General features: G+C 34.1%; 16 protein-coding genes. 7 read left to right on the top strand and 9 right to left on the bottom strand.

Annotated features, from left to right (window positions below; all coding sequences use genetic code 11):
- Nucleotides 1–84: 84 nt before the first annotated feature.
- Together ACWGOQ_RS05100 and ACWGOQ_RS05095 are read right to left on the bottom strand one after the other, a co-directional pair.
- Nucleotides 85–555, bottom strand: coding sequence for an Lrp/AsnC ligand binding domain-containing protein (locus tag ACWGOQ_RS05100; protein WP_452056206.1), 471 nt, complete (start codon nt 553–555; stop codon nt 85–87).
- Nucleotides 556–624: 69 nt separating this feature from the next.
- Nucleotides 625–1,995: a saccharopine dehydrogenase family protein gene (locus ACWGOQ_RS05095; protein ID WP_452056207.1), complete on the bottom strand. Its 1,371-nt coding sequence runs from the start codon at nt 1,993–1,995 to the stop codon at nt 625–627.
- Between the two features lie 153 nt (nt 1,996–2,148).
- Between ACWGOQ_RS05095 and ACWGOQ_RS05090 the strand changes: the two genes are divergently transcribed.
- Together ACWGOQ_RS05090 and pckA are read left to right on the top strand one after the other, a co-directional pair.
- Nucleotides 2,149–2,532: a DUF423 domain-containing protein gene (locus ACWGOQ_RS05090; protein ID WP_452056208.1), complete on the top strand. Its 384-nt coding sequence runs from the start codon at nt 2,149–2,151 to the stop codon at nt 2,530–2,532.
- A gap of 68 nt (nt 2,533–2,600) precedes the next feature.
- Complete coding sequence (gene pckA / locus ACWGOQ_RS05085) at nt 2,601–4,217, top strand: phosphoenolpyruvate carboxykinase (ATP) (RefSeq protein ID WP_452056209.1); 1,617 nt, start codon at nt 2,601–2,603, stop codon at nt 4,215–4,217.
- Between the two features lie 100 nt (nt 4,218–4,317).
- Here the strand turns inward: pckA and ACWGOQ_RS05080 are convergent, their stop codons facing one another.
- Complete coding sequence (locus ACWGOQ_RS05080) at nt 4,318–5,064, bottom strand: uroporphyrinogen-III synthase (RefSeq protein WP_452056210.1); 747 nt, start codon at nt 5,062–5,064, stop codon at nt 4,318–4,320.
- A gap of 32 nt (nt 5,065–5,096) precedes the next feature.
- A complete protein-coding gene (locus ACWGOQ_RS05075; protein ID WP_452056211.1) occupies nt 5,097–5,750 on the bottom strand; it encodes a DUF4271 domain-containing protein in 654 nt (217 codons plus the stop codon).
- Nucleotides 5,751–5,924: 174 nt separating this feature from the next.
- On the opposite strand from ACWGOQ_RS05075, the gene ACWGOQ_RS05070 reads away from it, so the two are divergent.
- From ACWGOQ_RS05070 to ACWGOQ_RS05060, 3 genes are read left to right on the top strand one after another with little or no spacing between them, the layout of a single operon-like run.
- Nucleotides 5,925–6,656, top strand: coding sequence for a polyprenol monophosphomannose synthase (locus ACWGOQ_RS05070; RefSeq protein ID WP_452056212.1), 732 nt, complete (start codon nt 5,925–5,927; stop codon nt 6,654–6,656).
- Nucleotides 6,653–7,999, top strand: a complete 1,347-nt coding sequence (locus ACWGOQ_RS05065; RefSeq protein WP_452056213.1) for a dihydroorotase — start codon at nt 6,653–6,655, stop codon at nt 7,997–7,999. The genes ACWGOQ_RS05070 and ACWGOQ_RS05065 overlap by 4 nt, the downstream gene beginning before the upstream one ends.
- The gene (locus ACWGOQ_RS05060; RefSeq protein WP_452056214.1) at nt 7,996–8,538 is read left to right on the top strand and encodes a DUF4296 domain-containing protein; all 543 of its coding nucleotides are present in this window, start codon (nt 7,996–7,998) and stop codon (nt 8,536–8,538) included. The genes ACWGOQ_RS05065 and ACWGOQ_RS05060 overlap by 4 nt, the downstream gene beginning before the upstream one ends.
- Here the strand turns inward: ACWGOQ_RS05060 and ACWGOQ_RS05055 are convergent.
- Nucleotides 8,507–9,517, bottom strand: coding sequence for an NAD-dependent epimerase/dehydratase family protein (locus tag ACWGOQ_RS05055; RefSeq protein WP_452056215.1), 1,011 nt, complete (start codon nt 9,515–9,517; stop codon nt 8,507–8,509). The genes ACWGOQ_RS05060 and ACWGOQ_RS05055 overlap by 32 nt on opposite strands.
- A 260-nt stretch (nt 9,518–9,777) precedes the next feature.
- Here ACWGOQ_RS05055 and tyrS point away from each other — a divergent pair, with 260 nt between their 5' ends.
- Nucleotides 9,778–11,073: a tyrosine--tRNA ligase gene (gene tyrS, locus ACWGOQ_RS05050; RefSeq protein WP_452056216.1), complete on the top strand. Its 1,296-nt coding sequence runs from the start codon at nt 9,778–9,780 to the stop codon at nt 11,071–11,073.
- Nucleotides 11,074–11,159: 86 nt separating this feature from the next.
- On the opposite strand, the gene ACWGOQ_RS05045 is transcribed toward tyrS, so the two are convergent.
- The 4 genes from ACWGOQ_RS05045 to ACWGOQ_RS05030 form a co-directional block, all read right to left on the bottom strand.
- On the bottom strand, nt 11,160–12,011 hold the full coding sequence (locus tag ACWGOQ_RS05045; protein WP_452056217.1) for a M12 family metallopeptidase: 852 nt from the start codon (nt 12,009–12,011) through the stop codon (nt 11,160–11,162).
- A 213-nt stretch (nt 12,012–12,224) separates the two neighbouring features.
- Nucleotides 12,225–12,674, bottom strand: coding sequence for a YHS domain-containing (seleno)protein (locus ACWGOQ_RS05040; RefSeq protein ID WP_452056218.1), 450 nt, complete (start codon nt 12,672–12,674; stop codon nt 12,225–12,227).
- Nucleotides 12,675–12,840: 166 nt separating this feature from the next.
- Nucleotides 12,841–13,821: a LuxE/PaaK family acyltransferase gene (locus tag ACWGOQ_RS05035; protein ID WP_452056219.1), complete on the bottom strand. Its 981-nt coding sequence runs from the start codon at nt 13,819–13,821 to the stop codon at nt 12,841–12,843.
- A 163-nt stretch (nt 13,822–13,984) separates the two neighbouring features.
- Entirely contained in the window at nt 13,985–14,317 is a 333-nt protein-coding gene (locus ACWGOQ_RS05030; RefSeq protein WP_452056220.1) for a T9SS type A sorting domain-containing protein, read from the bottom strand.
- A 308-nt stretch (nt 14,318–14,625) separates the two neighbouring features.
- Between ACWGOQ_RS05030 and ACWGOQ_RS05025 the strand changes: the two genes are divergently transcribed.
- A complete protein-coding gene (locus ACWGOQ_RS05025) occupies nt 14,626–16,032 on the top strand; it encodes an MATE family efflux transporter (RefSeq protein ID WP_452056221.1) in 1,407 nt (468 codons plus the stop codon).
- Nucleotides 16,033–16,063: the final 31 nt, after the last annotated feature.

Raw genomic sequence — 16,063 nt, 5'->3', positions numbered from 1 at the left:
AAAGACTTGATCTTCTTTAGAAAAAATAAAATTACCAAAGCCTAATTCAGAAAAGGCGATGTAAAAAAGCCTCGATCTTAGTTATTATATTTTGATCTGTCTATTAATTTGCTGATCTAACGAAATAAATGTTTCTGTTCTGGATACACCTTCAATGGCCTGAATTTCTTTATTTAGTACATTCATTAGGTGCTCATTGTCCTTGCAAAGAATCTTAATGAAGATTGACCAGTTTCCTGTAGTGTAGTGACACTCAATTACTTCAGGGATGTCCTTTAATTGTCTGACAGCTTTTGGGTTGCTTACAGCCTTGTCAAGATATACTCCAACAAACGCCATGGTTTTATATCCTAATACTTTTGGATCAATAATAAATTTAGAACCCGCAATCAAACCGGAAGCTTCTAGTTTTCTTAATCTTTGGTGAATAGCAGCTCCAGAAATTCCGATCTTTCTTGCAATTTCTAATATCGGTCTTCGTGCATCCTCCATAAGGTTGCGAAGGATTTCTTTATCGATACCATCTATTTTTAAACTACCATATTGTCCTTTCATAATCAGAAGGTATTACAATTAATAACCAAAAATAGAAATAATGATTTTAAACTGAAACTATTATCGGGCTTATCCTGTAGCACCATCAGGGTTGTACCCTAAATATTCACGCTCTTTTTCCTTAAATTCAATACCATATTCCTTTAGTTCCTTAAGAATAGGTGTGTATGTTTCTTCTTGTATTGGTATTTGTACACCAGTGGATGCAATTTCTTTGTTAAGAATTTTCAAGGTAGCCATCCCAACAGGGAGTCCTACGGTTTTTGCCATTGCAGTGTATTTTTGATCTTCACCAATACTTACCATGGTAGCATCGATCTGTTTATGTTCTCCATTAATTTCATATCCAAACTTATGGTACATCACAATCATATCCTTATCTCCATCATCCAGGCTCCACTTATCCATCAATATTTTCTGTAATGCTTGGGCTGGTGTGGCATTCGGTATCCCGATTTTTTTATCAATATTAAAGATGTCAAGTTCCAGAAGTTTGTCCCAAATAATATCGTCCTGATCAATTTTTAAATAATGTCGAAGCTTCAATTCTACAGAATCAGTAGGCGAATAAGCAAGAAATGAGTTAGTAAAATCGCGATAACTCATAGACTCTGAATTTGTCAACGTATAGTCATCAGCAGTCATTCCTAGCTGTACAAAAATATTCCAGGCTTTAGAAAACCCTACCCTTCTTATCGTTCCTCTGTATAATGTTAGAATATTATTTAGACCATAGATACTTTGGTATTTTAGGGAGTTTCTATTCGCATAGGCTTCAAAACGACCGTATCCTTCCACTTCTAAAAACTCCGTTCTTCGAAATAATTTGTGGTAAGGAATGTATTTATAGGCTCCTTCCTGCAGAAATTCCGCAGCACTACCTTGACCCGCTACTACTACGTTTCTGGGATTCCAAGTATATTTATAGTTCCAAAGATTAGTGTCACTTTCTGGTGCTACAAGTCCTCCGGTAAAGGATTCAAATAAGATGATTCTGCCTCCTTGATTACGAATTCGGTCAATAACTTGCATAGCACTCATATGATCAATACCGGGATCTACACCAATCTCGTTCATAAAAACAAGTCCCTTTTTCTTTACATTTTCATGAAGTTCTTGCATTTCTTTGCTTACGTAAGAAGCTGTGACCATTGATTTTTCAAATTTAAGGCAGTCTTTAGCCGCTTCTATATGAAATCTTGCAGGAAGCATCGATACCACAATATCTGCATTTTTAATTGCATTTTGCCTAGAACTTTTATCAAAAACATCTAATTTGATAGCCGTCGTATTTAAATGACCCGCAGCAAGTTTTCTAGCAGTATCAATCGAAATGTCTCCAATAGTAATGTGTAAGTTTTCAGTCTTTGATTTGTCCTGAAAATATTTGATTAAAACCGCAGTCGATTTACCCGCACCTATGACCAGTATCTTTCGCATACCTAATATTTATTTTGATAACTTTGATACGAATGTAATAAATAGATCAAAAAGTAAGTTCGCAATTTTAAAGGATTCGTTATGTTTAACGGTAAAATATGTTTAAAATTTATTTTTTGTTTAATAAAATAGTCAAATATTACTAAAAAAAGAATGAATAAAACAATTTTGATCACAGCAGCAGTAACCGCCTTATTAGCGGTTTTATTAGGTGCATTTGGAGCACATGGATTAGAGAAACTAGTAGATGAAAGTAGTATTGACTCCTTCCAAACAGGTGTTCGATATCAGATGTACCACGCAATCGTTTGCCTATTAATAGGGAATATGACATTGTTAGAAGATGCCGCTAAAAAAAGAATTTTTTATTTCTTCCTTAGTGGTATCGTTCTTTTTTCGGGCTCAATTTATCTTTTGGTAATTGATGAGGTTTTAGGTATTTCGCTATCGGCTATAGCTTTTGTTACGCCTTTCGGAGGTTTTGTGTTAATTTTAGGATGGATTTTCTTTATAATTTCACTTGGTAAGATTAAGTGAAATTTTTATCGATTGATCTAGTTTTTATTTATAATTTTGTCAGACATAACATAACACAACATATTTTTATGGAACCACTGTATCCAATTACGAAAACGATTTCGTTAAAGCATTACGGTATTAAAGATGCTACAATACACTACCAATTATCTCCTGATGAGCTTCAGGAAGAAACGGTGCAAAAAGGTCAAGGAAAAATAACAAAATCTGGAACACTAGCAGTAAATACTGGTGAGTTTACCGGTCGATCTCCAATGGATCGCTTTATTGTGAAAGATGAAATAACCACTGATAAGGTTTGGTGGGGCACTATTAACATCCCCTTTACACCTGATGCTTTTGATGCATTGTACGATAAGGTGACAGCTTATCTTTCGGGTATGGAAATATTCGTAAGAGATAGTTGTGCTTGTGCTGATCCTGATTATAAACTGAATATAAGAGTGATCAATGAATATCCTTGGTCGAATATGTTTGCTTATAATATGTTTTTAAGACCGACAGAAGAGGAATTAAAACATTTTGATCCTGAATGGACGGTAATTAACGCTCCAGGTTTTATGGCAGATGCTGCCGTTGATGGAACACGCCAGCATAATTTTGCGATCTTAAATTTCACAAAAAAAATAGCACTAATTGGTGGAACGGGATATACCGGTGAAATCAAAAAGGGTATTTTTTCAGCATTGAATTTTATATTACCTGTATATAAGGATACGCTGCCGATGCATTGCTCTGCCAATGTTGGAGAAAAAGGCGATACCGCTATATTTTTTGGACTATCAGGTACCGGAAAAACCACGCTGTCTACAGATCCTAATCGCAAATTAATTGGAGACGATGAGCATGGTTGGACTAAAGAAAATACTATTTTCAATTTTGAAGGCGGTTGCTATGCAAAAGTGATAGATCTTTCAGCAGAAAAAGAACCTGAGATTTACGGTGCTATCAAAAAAGGAGCAATTCTTGAAAATGTGATCATCAATGATGAAGGAGAGGTTGATTATACAGATACTTCGATCACTCAAAACACGCGGGTAAGTTATCCTATTCACCATATTGATAATATTCAGAAGCCTTCTATTGGTAAAAATCCTAAGAATATCTTTTTTTTAACTGCAGATGCTTTTGGTGTGATACCACCAATTTCTAAGTTAACTCCGAGTCAGGCTGCATATCACTTTATTTCTGGATATACAGCAAAAGTTGCAGGGACAGAAGCTGGTGTTGTAGAGCCTACTCCGTCATTTTCAGCTTGTTTTGGAGCGCCTTTTATGCCGTTACATCCAGCAAAATATGCCGAAATGCTGATTAAAAAGATGAAGGATACTGGTGTGAATGTTTGGCTGGTAAATACTGGATGGACTGGCGGACCTTATGGTATTGGAAGCAGGATCAAGTTAAAATATACACGTGCAATGATTCAAGCTGTGCTTAATGGAGATTTAGGATTGTATTCTTATGATACATACCATATTCATTCAGTATTTGGGGTAGCACAACCAAGAGAATGTCCTGGTGTTCCGACAAGTGTGTTGAGTCCTAGAGCTACTTGGAATAACGATGAAGAGTACTATAAAACTGCATTTAAATTGACAAATGCTTTTAGAGAGAACTTCAAAAAATTTGAGTCTTATGCTAATGAAGAAATTCGTAGAGGAGGACCACAACGGTATGCTTTATGATAAAGTAGTAGAGTAAAAACTATGATAAAAAAATAACAAAGCCTGAATGTACATTCAGGCTTTGTTATTTTATTTATATTCTTAAATAAAAAGTATTATTTTACTTTTTATTTGCTTCTTTGATATATTTTTGAAGTGCCATGGTCATTGATGGAGTTTCAGGAGTTGGTGCTTGGATGTTTACTACCAAGTCATGCTCCTCTGCTGCTTTTACCGTAGAATTTCCAAAAACGGCAATGCGAGTATCATTTTGCTTAAAGTCTGGAAAATTTTCAAACAATGAGATGATTCCAGAAGGGCTAAAGAACACTAAAATGTCGTAAAAGACATCTCTCAAATTAGAAAGATCACTAACAACCGTTTTATAGAAAATAGCTTGCTTCCATTCAACTTTTAAGCTATCTAATATTTCAGGAATTTCTGGCTTTAGCTTATCCGAGGAAGGTAATAAAAACTTTTCATTTTTATATTTTTTAATCAAAGGAGTAAGCTCTTGAAAAGTACGTTTACCTACATAAATTTTTCTCTTTCGGTATACTACATATTTTTGTAGGTAATAAGCAACAGCTTCACTTTGACAAAAATATTTTAGCGTATCTGGTACCTTGAAACGCATTTCTTCAGCAATTCTAAAAAAATGGTCAACAGAGTTTCTGCTGGTAAGAATAATTGCAGTGTATTGCGATAAATCTACTTTTTGTTGCCTTACTTCTTTAGCGTCTACGCTTTCTACATGAATAAACGGTATAAAGTCAATTTTTACCTTTTCTTTCTCCTCAAGCTCGAAATAAGGTGAATTTTCTACTTTAGGCTCTGGTTGAGAAACCAAAATCGTTTTCACTTTCATATATAGTCTTTATTTGTAAATAGCTACCCATATCATACAATTAACTTGTATAGCATAAAATAGGGTGCGATTTCAAGTGCGCAAAGATACAAAATAAAATAAAACAAGTTGTTTAAAATAATGTTTTCATTCTTTTTGTACACAGAAAGAAGCACGATCAGGTTTAGGATCAATAGCAATATAATTAAGATAATAATCACAATTTTTGAAGGTTTTGCAGTATAAATGAATATTAAATTAAGAGGTAGTAAAATTAACCCCAAAAAATTGCGATATGATATTTTATAAAATAAATAATCCTCGATCAAAATTTCTATAGAAAAAATAGTAGAGATTATTTTTTCTACTAAGATTTTACAGATGATAACAAACAAATATAACGATGCTATTTTGAAATAGAGGTTCATATTAACGATCTGTGATTTCCACTCCAATATGTCAATACACACATACATAAATAACGATACAGATAAAATCTGCATCAAAATTAGAATACCGTTAAAGATGGTTGAAAGTTTATTTCCTTTTTGATTAAGGACGACATATTTATTTGTATTAAAAAGCGTTACGAATTCAGAAAACCTTACACTATTTATTAGCTTTGCTGTTGCTAGAAGTGCAAAACATACCATAATCACTATGGTAACCCAGTCGGTCGATATGATTTCTCTCGTAATAGTTTCCATACTTAGAATGGGATAAAATTACGCCATACTTATTACATAATAAAATAAAGTATCCGAAATAAGGATGCAACACCAATTTAAATATATCGTCATATATCTAAAACCTGTTATAAGCACAGAAAACTAAAAATAATCTAGTAATTATTTAGTTATATTTGCCTGAAAACACTTAAAATGGTAGATGCCTTAGTTATCATACCTACCTATAACGAGAAAGAAAATGTAGAACGCATTATTAAAAATGTGTTCTCCCTTCAGCGTGATTTTCACATTTTGATTGTAGATGATAATTCACCTGATGGTACTGCTTCAAAGGTTAAAGAATTACAATTAGAATACCCGGAAAGTCTTTTTTTATTAGAGCGTAAAGGAAAATTAGGATTAGGTACGGCGTATATTGCTGGGTTTATATGGGCGTTAGAGAGACAGTATGCGTATGTTTTTGAAATGGACGCCGATTTTTCACATAATCCTAATGACTTAATAAGATTGTACAACGCGTGTGCAAAGGGCACATCTCAAGTAGCTATCGGATCAAGGTATGTGACCGGTGTAAATGTAGTAAATTGGCCAATGAGCAGGGTGCTGTTATCTTGGTTAGCATCAAGATATGTGCGGTTTATTACCGGAATGGATATTCACGACACAACTGCAGGTTTTATGTGTTATAAAAGAGAGGTTTTAGAAAAAATCAATCTGGATAAGATTAAATTTGTAGGATATGCATTTCAGATTGAGATGAAATTTAAGGCATACCTTTTAAAATTTAAAATAATAGAAGTACCCGTAGTATTTACTGATAGAACCCGAGGTACTTCAAAAATGAGTAAAGGAATTATCTCTGAAGCCGTATTTGGAGTTTTAAGAATGAAATTAAAGAGTTTGTTTAATAGTTACGAGATATGATCAAGAATACTGTATTGATTAAAAATACGAATATTGTCAATGAAGGAAAAATTTTTAATGGGGATGTGTATATAGAGAATGGTTTTTTCAAAGAAATCGCCCCCCAGATTAGTGCTAAATCTTCTGATGTACAAGTTTTTGACGCAGAAGGAAAATATCTTTTACCTGGTGTTATAGATGACCAGGTTCATTTTAGAGAACCAGGACTCACTCATAAGGCAACGATAGAGACTGAATCAAAAGCGGCTATAGCTGGTGGTATTACTTCGTTTATAGAGATGCCTAACACAAACCCCCAGACAACTACAATAGAAAAATTGGAAGAAAAGTTTGAAATAGCGTCTAAAACCAGTTATGCTAATTATTCTTTTATGTTTGGAGGAACCAACGATAACCTAGAAGAGATACTAAAGGTGGATGTGAAGAAGGTTGCCGGGCTTAAACTATTTTTGGGTTCTTCTACAGGTAATATGTTAGTGGATAATCCAGAGGTTTTAGAGAGGATATTTTCATCAACTGATTTACTGATATCTGTACATTGCGAAGATGAAGAAACGATCAGAAAGAATACTGCAAAATATATAGAACAATATGGTGATGACATACCGATAGAATTGCACCCAATTATCAGAAGTGAAGAAGCTTGTTATATATCGTCATCTAATGCGGTAGCGTTAGCAAAAAAAACAGGTGCCAGGTTACACGTTTTTCATCTGTCTACAGCAAAAGAACTGAAATTGTTCACGAATAAAATTCCGTTAAAGGATAAAAAGATAACGGCAGAAGTGTGTATTCACCATCTTTGGTTTTCTGATGAGGATTATAAAGAAAAAGGAACTTTGATTAAATGGAATCCTGCGGTAAAAACATCAAAAGATAGAGATGCTTTATTTGAAGCGTTACTTAATGACAAACTAGATGTAATTGCTACGGATCACGCTCCTCATACAAAAGAAGAAAAAGACAATTTGTATACAAAAGCACCTTCTGGTGGTCCACTAGTACAACACGCGTTGCCTGCAATGCTTGAGTTTTATCATAGGGGTAAAATCTCACTAGAGAAAATAGTAGAAAAAATGTGTCATAACCCAGCTATTTTATTTCAAGTGGAGAAAAGAGGTTACATTAAAGAAGGATATTATGCGGATGCTGTATTAGTAGACCTTAATGCACCTTGGACTGTTAACTCAGATAATATAGCATATAAGTGTGGCTGGTCTCCTTTCGAAGGAACGACTTTTACCGCAAGAATTACGCATACTTTTGTAAATGGAAGCTTAGTATATAAGAATTTTAAATTCTATGATGTTAAGAATGCACAACGATTAACTTTTGACCGATGAAAAATAGAATAATACACTACTTTTTTCTTTCGGGGCTTCTTGTTCTTTCTTGCCAGAACCTAGATAAGCCTTCTAAGCCTGATAACCTTCTAGCAGAAGATAAAATGGTTGAAATACTTACGGATATTGCCTTTGTCAAAGCTGCAAAAGGAAGCTATAAAAAGGTTTTTGATATAGAGAAAATCAATCCGGAGGAATATATTTTGAGTAAACATGGAATTGATAGTTTAGTGTTTGCAGAAAACAATAGTTGGTATACAGATCAGATCGATGACTATGAAAAGATTTTTGAAAAAGTAAAAAAAAATATAGAGCAATCGAAAATTAAATATGAAAAACTAAAAAAAGAAGAAGACTCTATCAAAAAGATCGAGGATTCTATAAGGAAACTAGAGAAAGGAGATAAATTCGAAAAATTAATTCCTTTAAGGCGAGGTGAGTTAGAATCAATTGATGAGGAGTCAATTGAAGATAAGATAGAAAATGCAATCAAGAAGAGAAGTGAGTCTAATGCTGCTTCAGGAAAAAAGAAGCAGTAACTTCGATGGCTTTCTGAGCAGTAATAAAGCTATAAGTAAGCTCTTTTTTTATTTTTTCGTTTTCATAGAAAGAATTAGAAAAAGCACTTTTTATAGAGGATTTAAAAATAACTCTTTTAGTTCTAAAAAGGAAGTGACTACACTGTTGCGCATAATATGCGATCTTCATTAAAAAAGGAGAAACTTCCTTTGTAGGTGCAGGTTTATTGAGTGCTTTTGCGATAAGCGTAAATGCATTTTTAAAACTTAGGTTTTCACCTACAACGATATATCGTTCATTCTTTATTTCACTATTCATGAGATGGTGCATAATATTGATAACATCGTCCACGGCAACATATCCAGTAGTTCCTGTAGTATAGTATTTCATCCCTTTGTAGATTTTCTTGAAAAGATATCCACTTCCTGAATTATAAAAACCTCGACCAATGATAATGCCTGGGTTTATTATCACGGCGTTGAGTCCCTCCTGCATTCCTCGCCAAACCTCCATCTCTGCACCATATTTTGTAATAGCATATACAGAATCAGAGATTTCAGGATTCCATTCTGCGGATTCTTTAATAGGGTTCTGTAATGCGTTTTCACTCAAAGTAGCAATTGAACTTATATAACATAATTTTTCTACTTTATTTATGAGCGATAAATTAACAATGTTAGCAGTACCTTCGATATTTATTTTACGAAGTTTTCTGTAGTGTGAAGGGTTAAAAGAAATCATGGCAGCACAGTGATATACACAAGTAACACCTTTGAATATTGAGGATAGTGTTGGAATATCATTCAGGTCACCCTGAACCCAATCAATAGTATCAAAAGCGCGTCGGTTTTCAGGATTGCAACATTGGATAAATACACTTTTTGCATATTCTTTTTTATCGTTGGTTCTATACAATGCTCGTATTGGATGTTTTTCTTCTACCAGCCTGATTAATAAATGAGTACCTACCAAACCTGTTGCTCCGGTAACTAAGATCATAATTCTTGTTCTATGATACTAATGTACATAATTCATTAATACTAAATAAAAATAGTTTTGTTAAGTTGTGTTAGCGTCTTTTTTTAGTTTTAAAATAGGTTTCGTGTTATCAGTATGCAAAAGTTTTTAAATTTAATTTATAGGATGTTTTTTTAATCTAGACATAGATTATTCTTTTTGACAAACGATTTCTGTCGTATTCATGGCGCTATATAATCCATATTTTTATCTTTGCCGCATCTAAATTGAATTATAAAAAAATGGCTGTAAACTTTATAGAAGAACTGCGCTGGAGAGGAATGTTACATGATGCTATGCCTGGTACAGAGGAATACCTAATGGAACAAATGAGGGCTGCCTATGTTGGGTTTGATCCTACTGCAGATTCATTACACATAGGAAACTTAGTACCAATTATGCTACTAGCGCATTATCAACGTGCAGGACATAAACCTTTTGCCTTAGTGGGTGGTGCGACAGGAATGATTGGCGACCCTTCTGGTAAATCAGCTGAGCGTAGTCTATTGGACGAAGAAACATTACGACATAATCAGAAAGCCATAAAATCTCAATTAGGGCAGTTTTTAGATTTTGAAAGTGATGCAGCAAACGCAGCAGTTTTAGTTAATAATTATGATTGGATGAAAGACGTTTCATTTCTAGATTTTATTAGAGATGTGGGTAAACATATAACTGTCAATTATATGATGGCCAAAGATTCCGTAAAAAACAGAATTTCTGCTGAGTCTTCTGATGGGATGTCTTTTACAGAATTTACATATCAATTAGTACAAGGATATGATTTCTTGCATTTGTATAGAGAACACGAATGTACGCTACAAATGGGAGGGAGTGATCAATGGGGAAACATCACTACAGGAACAGAGTTGATCAGACGTATTGGAGGTGGAAAAGGATATGCGTTAACCTGCCCATTATTAACTAAAGCAGATGGATCTAAATTTGGTAAATCAGAAGGTGGAAATGTATGGTTAGACGCCAGACGTACATCTCCATACGAGTTTTATAAGTTTTGGTTGAATACCAGAGATGATGATGCGGAAAATTTTATTAAGATTTTTACTTTTTTATCGAAAGAAGAGATTGATAAATTGATAGAATCGCATAAGAAAGATGAAGGTCGAAGATTACTTCAAAAAAGATTAGCAGAAGAAATAACGGTTATGGTTCATTCTCAGGAAGATTTGGATAACGCAATTAAGGCGTCCAACATATTATTTGGAAAATCGACTTCTGAAGACTTAAAGGGACTAGATAAAGCAACATTCTTAGATGTTTTTGAGGGAGTCCCGCAAACCGAAGTTTCCAAAGATCTTATTGATGGTGGATTGGATATTATTGGGGCATTAGCAGAACAAACCGGATTCCTGAAATCTAATGGAGAGGCAAGAAGGGCTCTTAAAGAGAATTCAATATCCGTAAATAAAGAAAAGGTAAAAGAAGGATATGCTATAACAACAGATGATTTGATCAATGATCAATTCGTTTTATTACAAAGAGGAAAGAAAAACTATTTTGTAATCAGAGCTGTATAGGATTTCTTATGTAGAATAATACTAAAAAAGGCGTATTCTTAATCAAAAAGAATACGCCTTTTACTATATTTTGAAGCGAAATTAACTTATTGATATATTTTATTTACGACTCTTACATCTCTTGTGCTTAGACCATTTCTTTGTACATTAAAAGTACTTCCGTTTTTTCTGGTAATGGTAGGTTGCCCATTTTTAGAGAAAAAGAAAGAGCCGTACATCATAACGGATCCCAGATCAAAATTTGTGGTCCTTACATTAGAAAAAGATTCTTTTCTAAAATTACCTTCTCTCCCCGGCATAATATTTTGGAAATTAACCGTCACATTTCGATCGCGTCTTGGATGTGATTGCTCGTGAAATAAACCTACAGCGTGCCCAATTTCATGAATTGTATTTCCTGTAGAACAACCACTAGCAATAGATATAAACTGGCGACCTCCAATTCTACCAATGTAAGAATAACAACCTCCATCATCCGTAAAATACACATAATTTTGTTGGTTCGTTCTCTGTACAAAACGGACTTTGGTTTTGTTTTTCCAGTGGTTCATAGCATTGGTTATTCGGCTTTTATTAGGAAGGCGACTGTCTATTACATAGGGGACAACATAGGTATTTCCGGATTTTGGCCATCTTCTGGAAGGATTATTAAGAATCGTACCTTTTGCAATAGTATTGGTTTCTTCTACTTGTTCGGGAGTAAGAATCATATCTCCCAAAACTAATTTACCATCCACTTTGCTAAACTCAGTTTCTGTTCCAAAAAAAGGTTTGATAACGGTTTCTCCACTTGAAGTTAGAGGATAGGCTTCTAATGCGGTATTAGACTTTGACAACTCCTGTGTTACTTCTTCGGTTATAGGGTCATTTTGACAATTGATCATTAACATTGCAGATACTCCTAAAGCGGTTACGCTCAAAAACTTGTTGATTTTCATTGTGTTAAAATTTAAGTTGGATGTTGATAACGAAAAGTTAGATTTAATATTTTATATAGGTGCATTGAATTATAATGCTATTTTATCAGATTACAATACTATAGTAACCCAAAAACAAAGCCTGCAAGAATCTCTTCTTAGCAGGCTTTGTCAACTAACCAATCAATTATTGAAAAAAACTTAGCGTTCTATATGTGCATCGATGCTATCGATTTATTTCTTTATTTTTATTTTTTGCCAATTCTTATCAGCTTTTTCTTGTAAAGCCGCCGCTCCTTCATTATTCCATTTTGTTAAGGTATTAACTCCCCACGAATTATAGAATAAATACAATCTTCCATCTCTTATTTCAAACGTTTCTGGATCAATATCTACTTTTTCGGCACTTGCTCCTATAGCATAGGCACAGTAACCGCCATATTGTGGTATGAATCTTTCTGGATCCATTTTGAACTTTTCAAGATTTGCCTTACTAGCAAATTTGTACTTTGCGTTGTCGACAGTCATTACAAATTTGCTATCTCCTTTTACCGATTTATTATTAAAGTATTCAGTAACGTCATATCCTTTAGCCACAAACCCTTTTTTCACATTATAATCAATTTGCTGTGCACTTACATTTACTGTTAATCCTATAAAAAGTAAAACAAAGAACTTTTTCATGTTGTGTACTTTTTTTGTTACAACCATTCAGTCGTTAGAAAAACAAGAACATTACATTTTTAACATGTTTTTATATTTTCTAAACATAAGTACATTTCTAAATACGAAGTTTGAAACTAAAAGTTGCAAAAAGGAATTGTTGGATGTTTTAAAAGGAGTAAGCTTTTTACAATGACATTAGATTGCACCCTCTAATATCACTATGGTCAAATCGACCCAGTATTTCGAAGCTACCGTTGGTATAGGTTTTTCCTAAATCTTGGGTTGCGATAAACGAACAAGAGTTTATATTAGCCAGATCAATAATATTAATGCCTCCGGTTTTACCAGCGGGCATTTTGGTTAATGCATCCTCAGTGTCACGGGTTGAGATTTTCATCCAGGGCGGACAATAAAAAAGTCCATCACCTTTAGAATAGGCTTGGGATAATAATTCGGTCATTCCGTATTCACTATGAATTTTGGATACATCAAACCCTTTTGTTAGGTTCTGGTGTAATTCTTCTCGTATCATTTCTTTTCTTCTGCCTTTCATTCCTCCGGTTTCCATAATAATGGTGTTATCCTGGAGTTCAATTCGACGGTTTTCTACAAGATCTAATAATGCAAAAGAGACACCCATAAGAAGTGTCTTTTGACCAGTTGTGGATAATTGTTTTAGAGTGGTGATCAGTTTTTCAGTTTCGTCCAGATAAAATCCACTTTCGGGATGCTGACTTTCTTTTATTAATGTATTGGCCATATATACCAAAGAAGAGCCTTCCCGCTCCAGATACGAAGGTAGCAATGCCAGAACCGTATATTCCTTTATGTCTCCATAAAAAAACTGAAAGCCTTTTTGAAAGCTAGTTTCGTAAATGTTAACATCAGTAACATAATGCTTACTGGTAATACTGTCTGTTGTACCACTGCTAGTAAAAATTTGCTGAATATCAGCTGAGGCACTCACTATCTTTTTCTGTTTAAAAAATTCAATGGGTAAGAATGGAATTTCTTCGGTTGTTTTAACTGAAGTTTTAGTAATCCCTAAAAGATTACAGAATCTTTGATATATTCTGCAGTTAATATACTGGTGTTGAAAAATTCTCAATGCGACTTTTTCAAAATCCTGATCATTTTGAATTGTAAAAATAGTATCAGCCAGCATACAAGTTGGAAAAGTTATTTTGTTTAAAACAAAGGTATAAAAAACACGCTGTACAAAAGCGGGTGTTCTCTATATTATTAATGCCGAACAGAATTTGCTGTAGAAAAATTATGGCGATACTAGCATAGCCAGATTAGATCGATAATAAAAAAAGTGTTCTTAATTATTTTCTAATTAACTTTTTGGTAAATGCTTTTTCACCTACTTTGATTCTAAGGACATATACACCAGGAGGTAAAGCTGCAATATCGAGTTGTTCCTGAGTGGTAATAACCTTAAACAACACCGTTTTTCCTAAAACGCTAAATACTCTGCAAGTCATTGATTTGCCAGATTTAGCTCTAATATTGAGAATATCACCAGAAACAGGATTAGGAAATACCTGAACTTCTTCTTCTTGATCGATAGTGTTAAAAGATGACTGTGCCTGAACTCCAGTGGGAAAAGAGAGGCAAAAAACACCAATAAATATGAGTAATAAGTAGATTTTTTTCATATAGACTTTACTTTGGGAGTATAAAAGTACAATATTTTATTAAAAATTGAGTTAGGAACTCTTTTTTTTAATGTTAAATGTCTAAAAATTATCAATCTGTTATAAAAGCTACAGGTTTATTGTTTCAAAAATAGAGTTCATTATTTTTTTTGTGTTTTCCCTAAAAAAAGTAGATATTTGTCTCACTATGAAGTTGTAAGAATTATGTACGTCTTTTTGGAAATACCAAATCTGGTACCATTTGGTTAAGAAAATCTTTCTTAGCTCTTTCCGATTATTACTTTTTTCTAATCATAATTCTTTCACTTATGACACCAAATAAACTTACACTTTCCAGACTATTTTCATATTTTAAACTAGCTATCACAGGCAAAGAGCAACAATTTACATCAGGTAGTATCCGTAAAGCAGTATTTATGTTAGCCATCCCTATGATTTTAGAAATGATCATGGAATCTATTTTTGCATTAGTAGATATCTATTGGGTTTCCGGTCTTGGTGAAAATGCCATTGCAACGGTAGGCTTAACAGAATCGGTTATCACTTTAATTTATGCTGTTGCAATTGGTCTCAGTATGGGAGTTACTGCTATCGTAGCTCGTAGAGTTGGAGAAAAAGACATGATAGGAGCTTCTCAGGCAGCTGTGCAGTCTATATTGTTAGGGGTTTCTGTTGCACTAATGATTAGTGTCGTTGGAATACTTTTTCCGAAAGAAATTTTAACCCTTATGGGAGCCGAACCCGATTTAATAGCCGAAGGGTATGGATATACGCAGATATTACTGGGAGGAAACATAACGATTATGTTATTGTTTTTAATCAATGCTGTTTTCCGAGGAGCAGGTGACGCTTCTGTAGCTATGAAAGTGTTGATTTTTTCTAACCTCTTAAATATTATTCTTGATCCACTTTTTATTTTCGGTTTTGGACCAATTCCTAGTTTTGGAGTACAGGGAGCTGCTATAGCAACTACTATAGGAAGAGGTAGTGCAGTGCTATTACAATTAGTAATTCTTTTTTTTGGCTGGAGTAAAATTAAGGTAACTCTTAAGGATATTGTTTTGCGTTCTAAAGTCATGATTAATTTGATCAAAGTATCGCTTGGAGGTATTGGTCAGTTTATTATAGGAACATCCAGCTGGGTGTTTTTAATGAGAATCATGGCAGAGTTTGGTAGTGAAGTTTTGGCGGGATATACTATTGCAATTAGAGTATTAATGTTTACGCTCATGCCTTCTTGGGGGATGAGTAACGCCGCTGCAACTCTTGTTGGTCAAAACCTGGGAGCGGGTAAACCTGAGAGAGCAGAACAGTCTGTTTGGAAAACAGGAAAGTACAATGCTTATTTTATGATATTTGTATCTGTATTTTACCTAATATTTGCTGAGGTTATTGTCAGAATCTTTAGTGTAGAACCTGAAGTTATAACGTACGGTGCATTAAGTTTGCGTGTAATTGCGGCTGGTTACGTATTCTATGCATATGGTATGGTGGTGATTCAATCATTTAATGGCGCCGGAGATACGAAGACGCCAACTATTATTAACTTTTTCTGCTTCTGGGTATTTCAACTTCCGTTTGCTTATTTGGCCGCAATTGTTCTTGATTGGGGAGCAATGGGAGTATTTTTAGCAATTACTTTTGCCGAAATTTTAATAGCCGTAGTTGGAATTATATGGTTTAGAAAAGGTACTTGGAAATCAGTGAAAGTGTAGAGCTATTATAAAAGACACCCTCAAGCGAGGG

This window comes from Aquimarina ulvae, from assembly GCF_053613295.3.
This window is presented reverse-complemented; position numbering and strand designations above follow the sequence as displayed.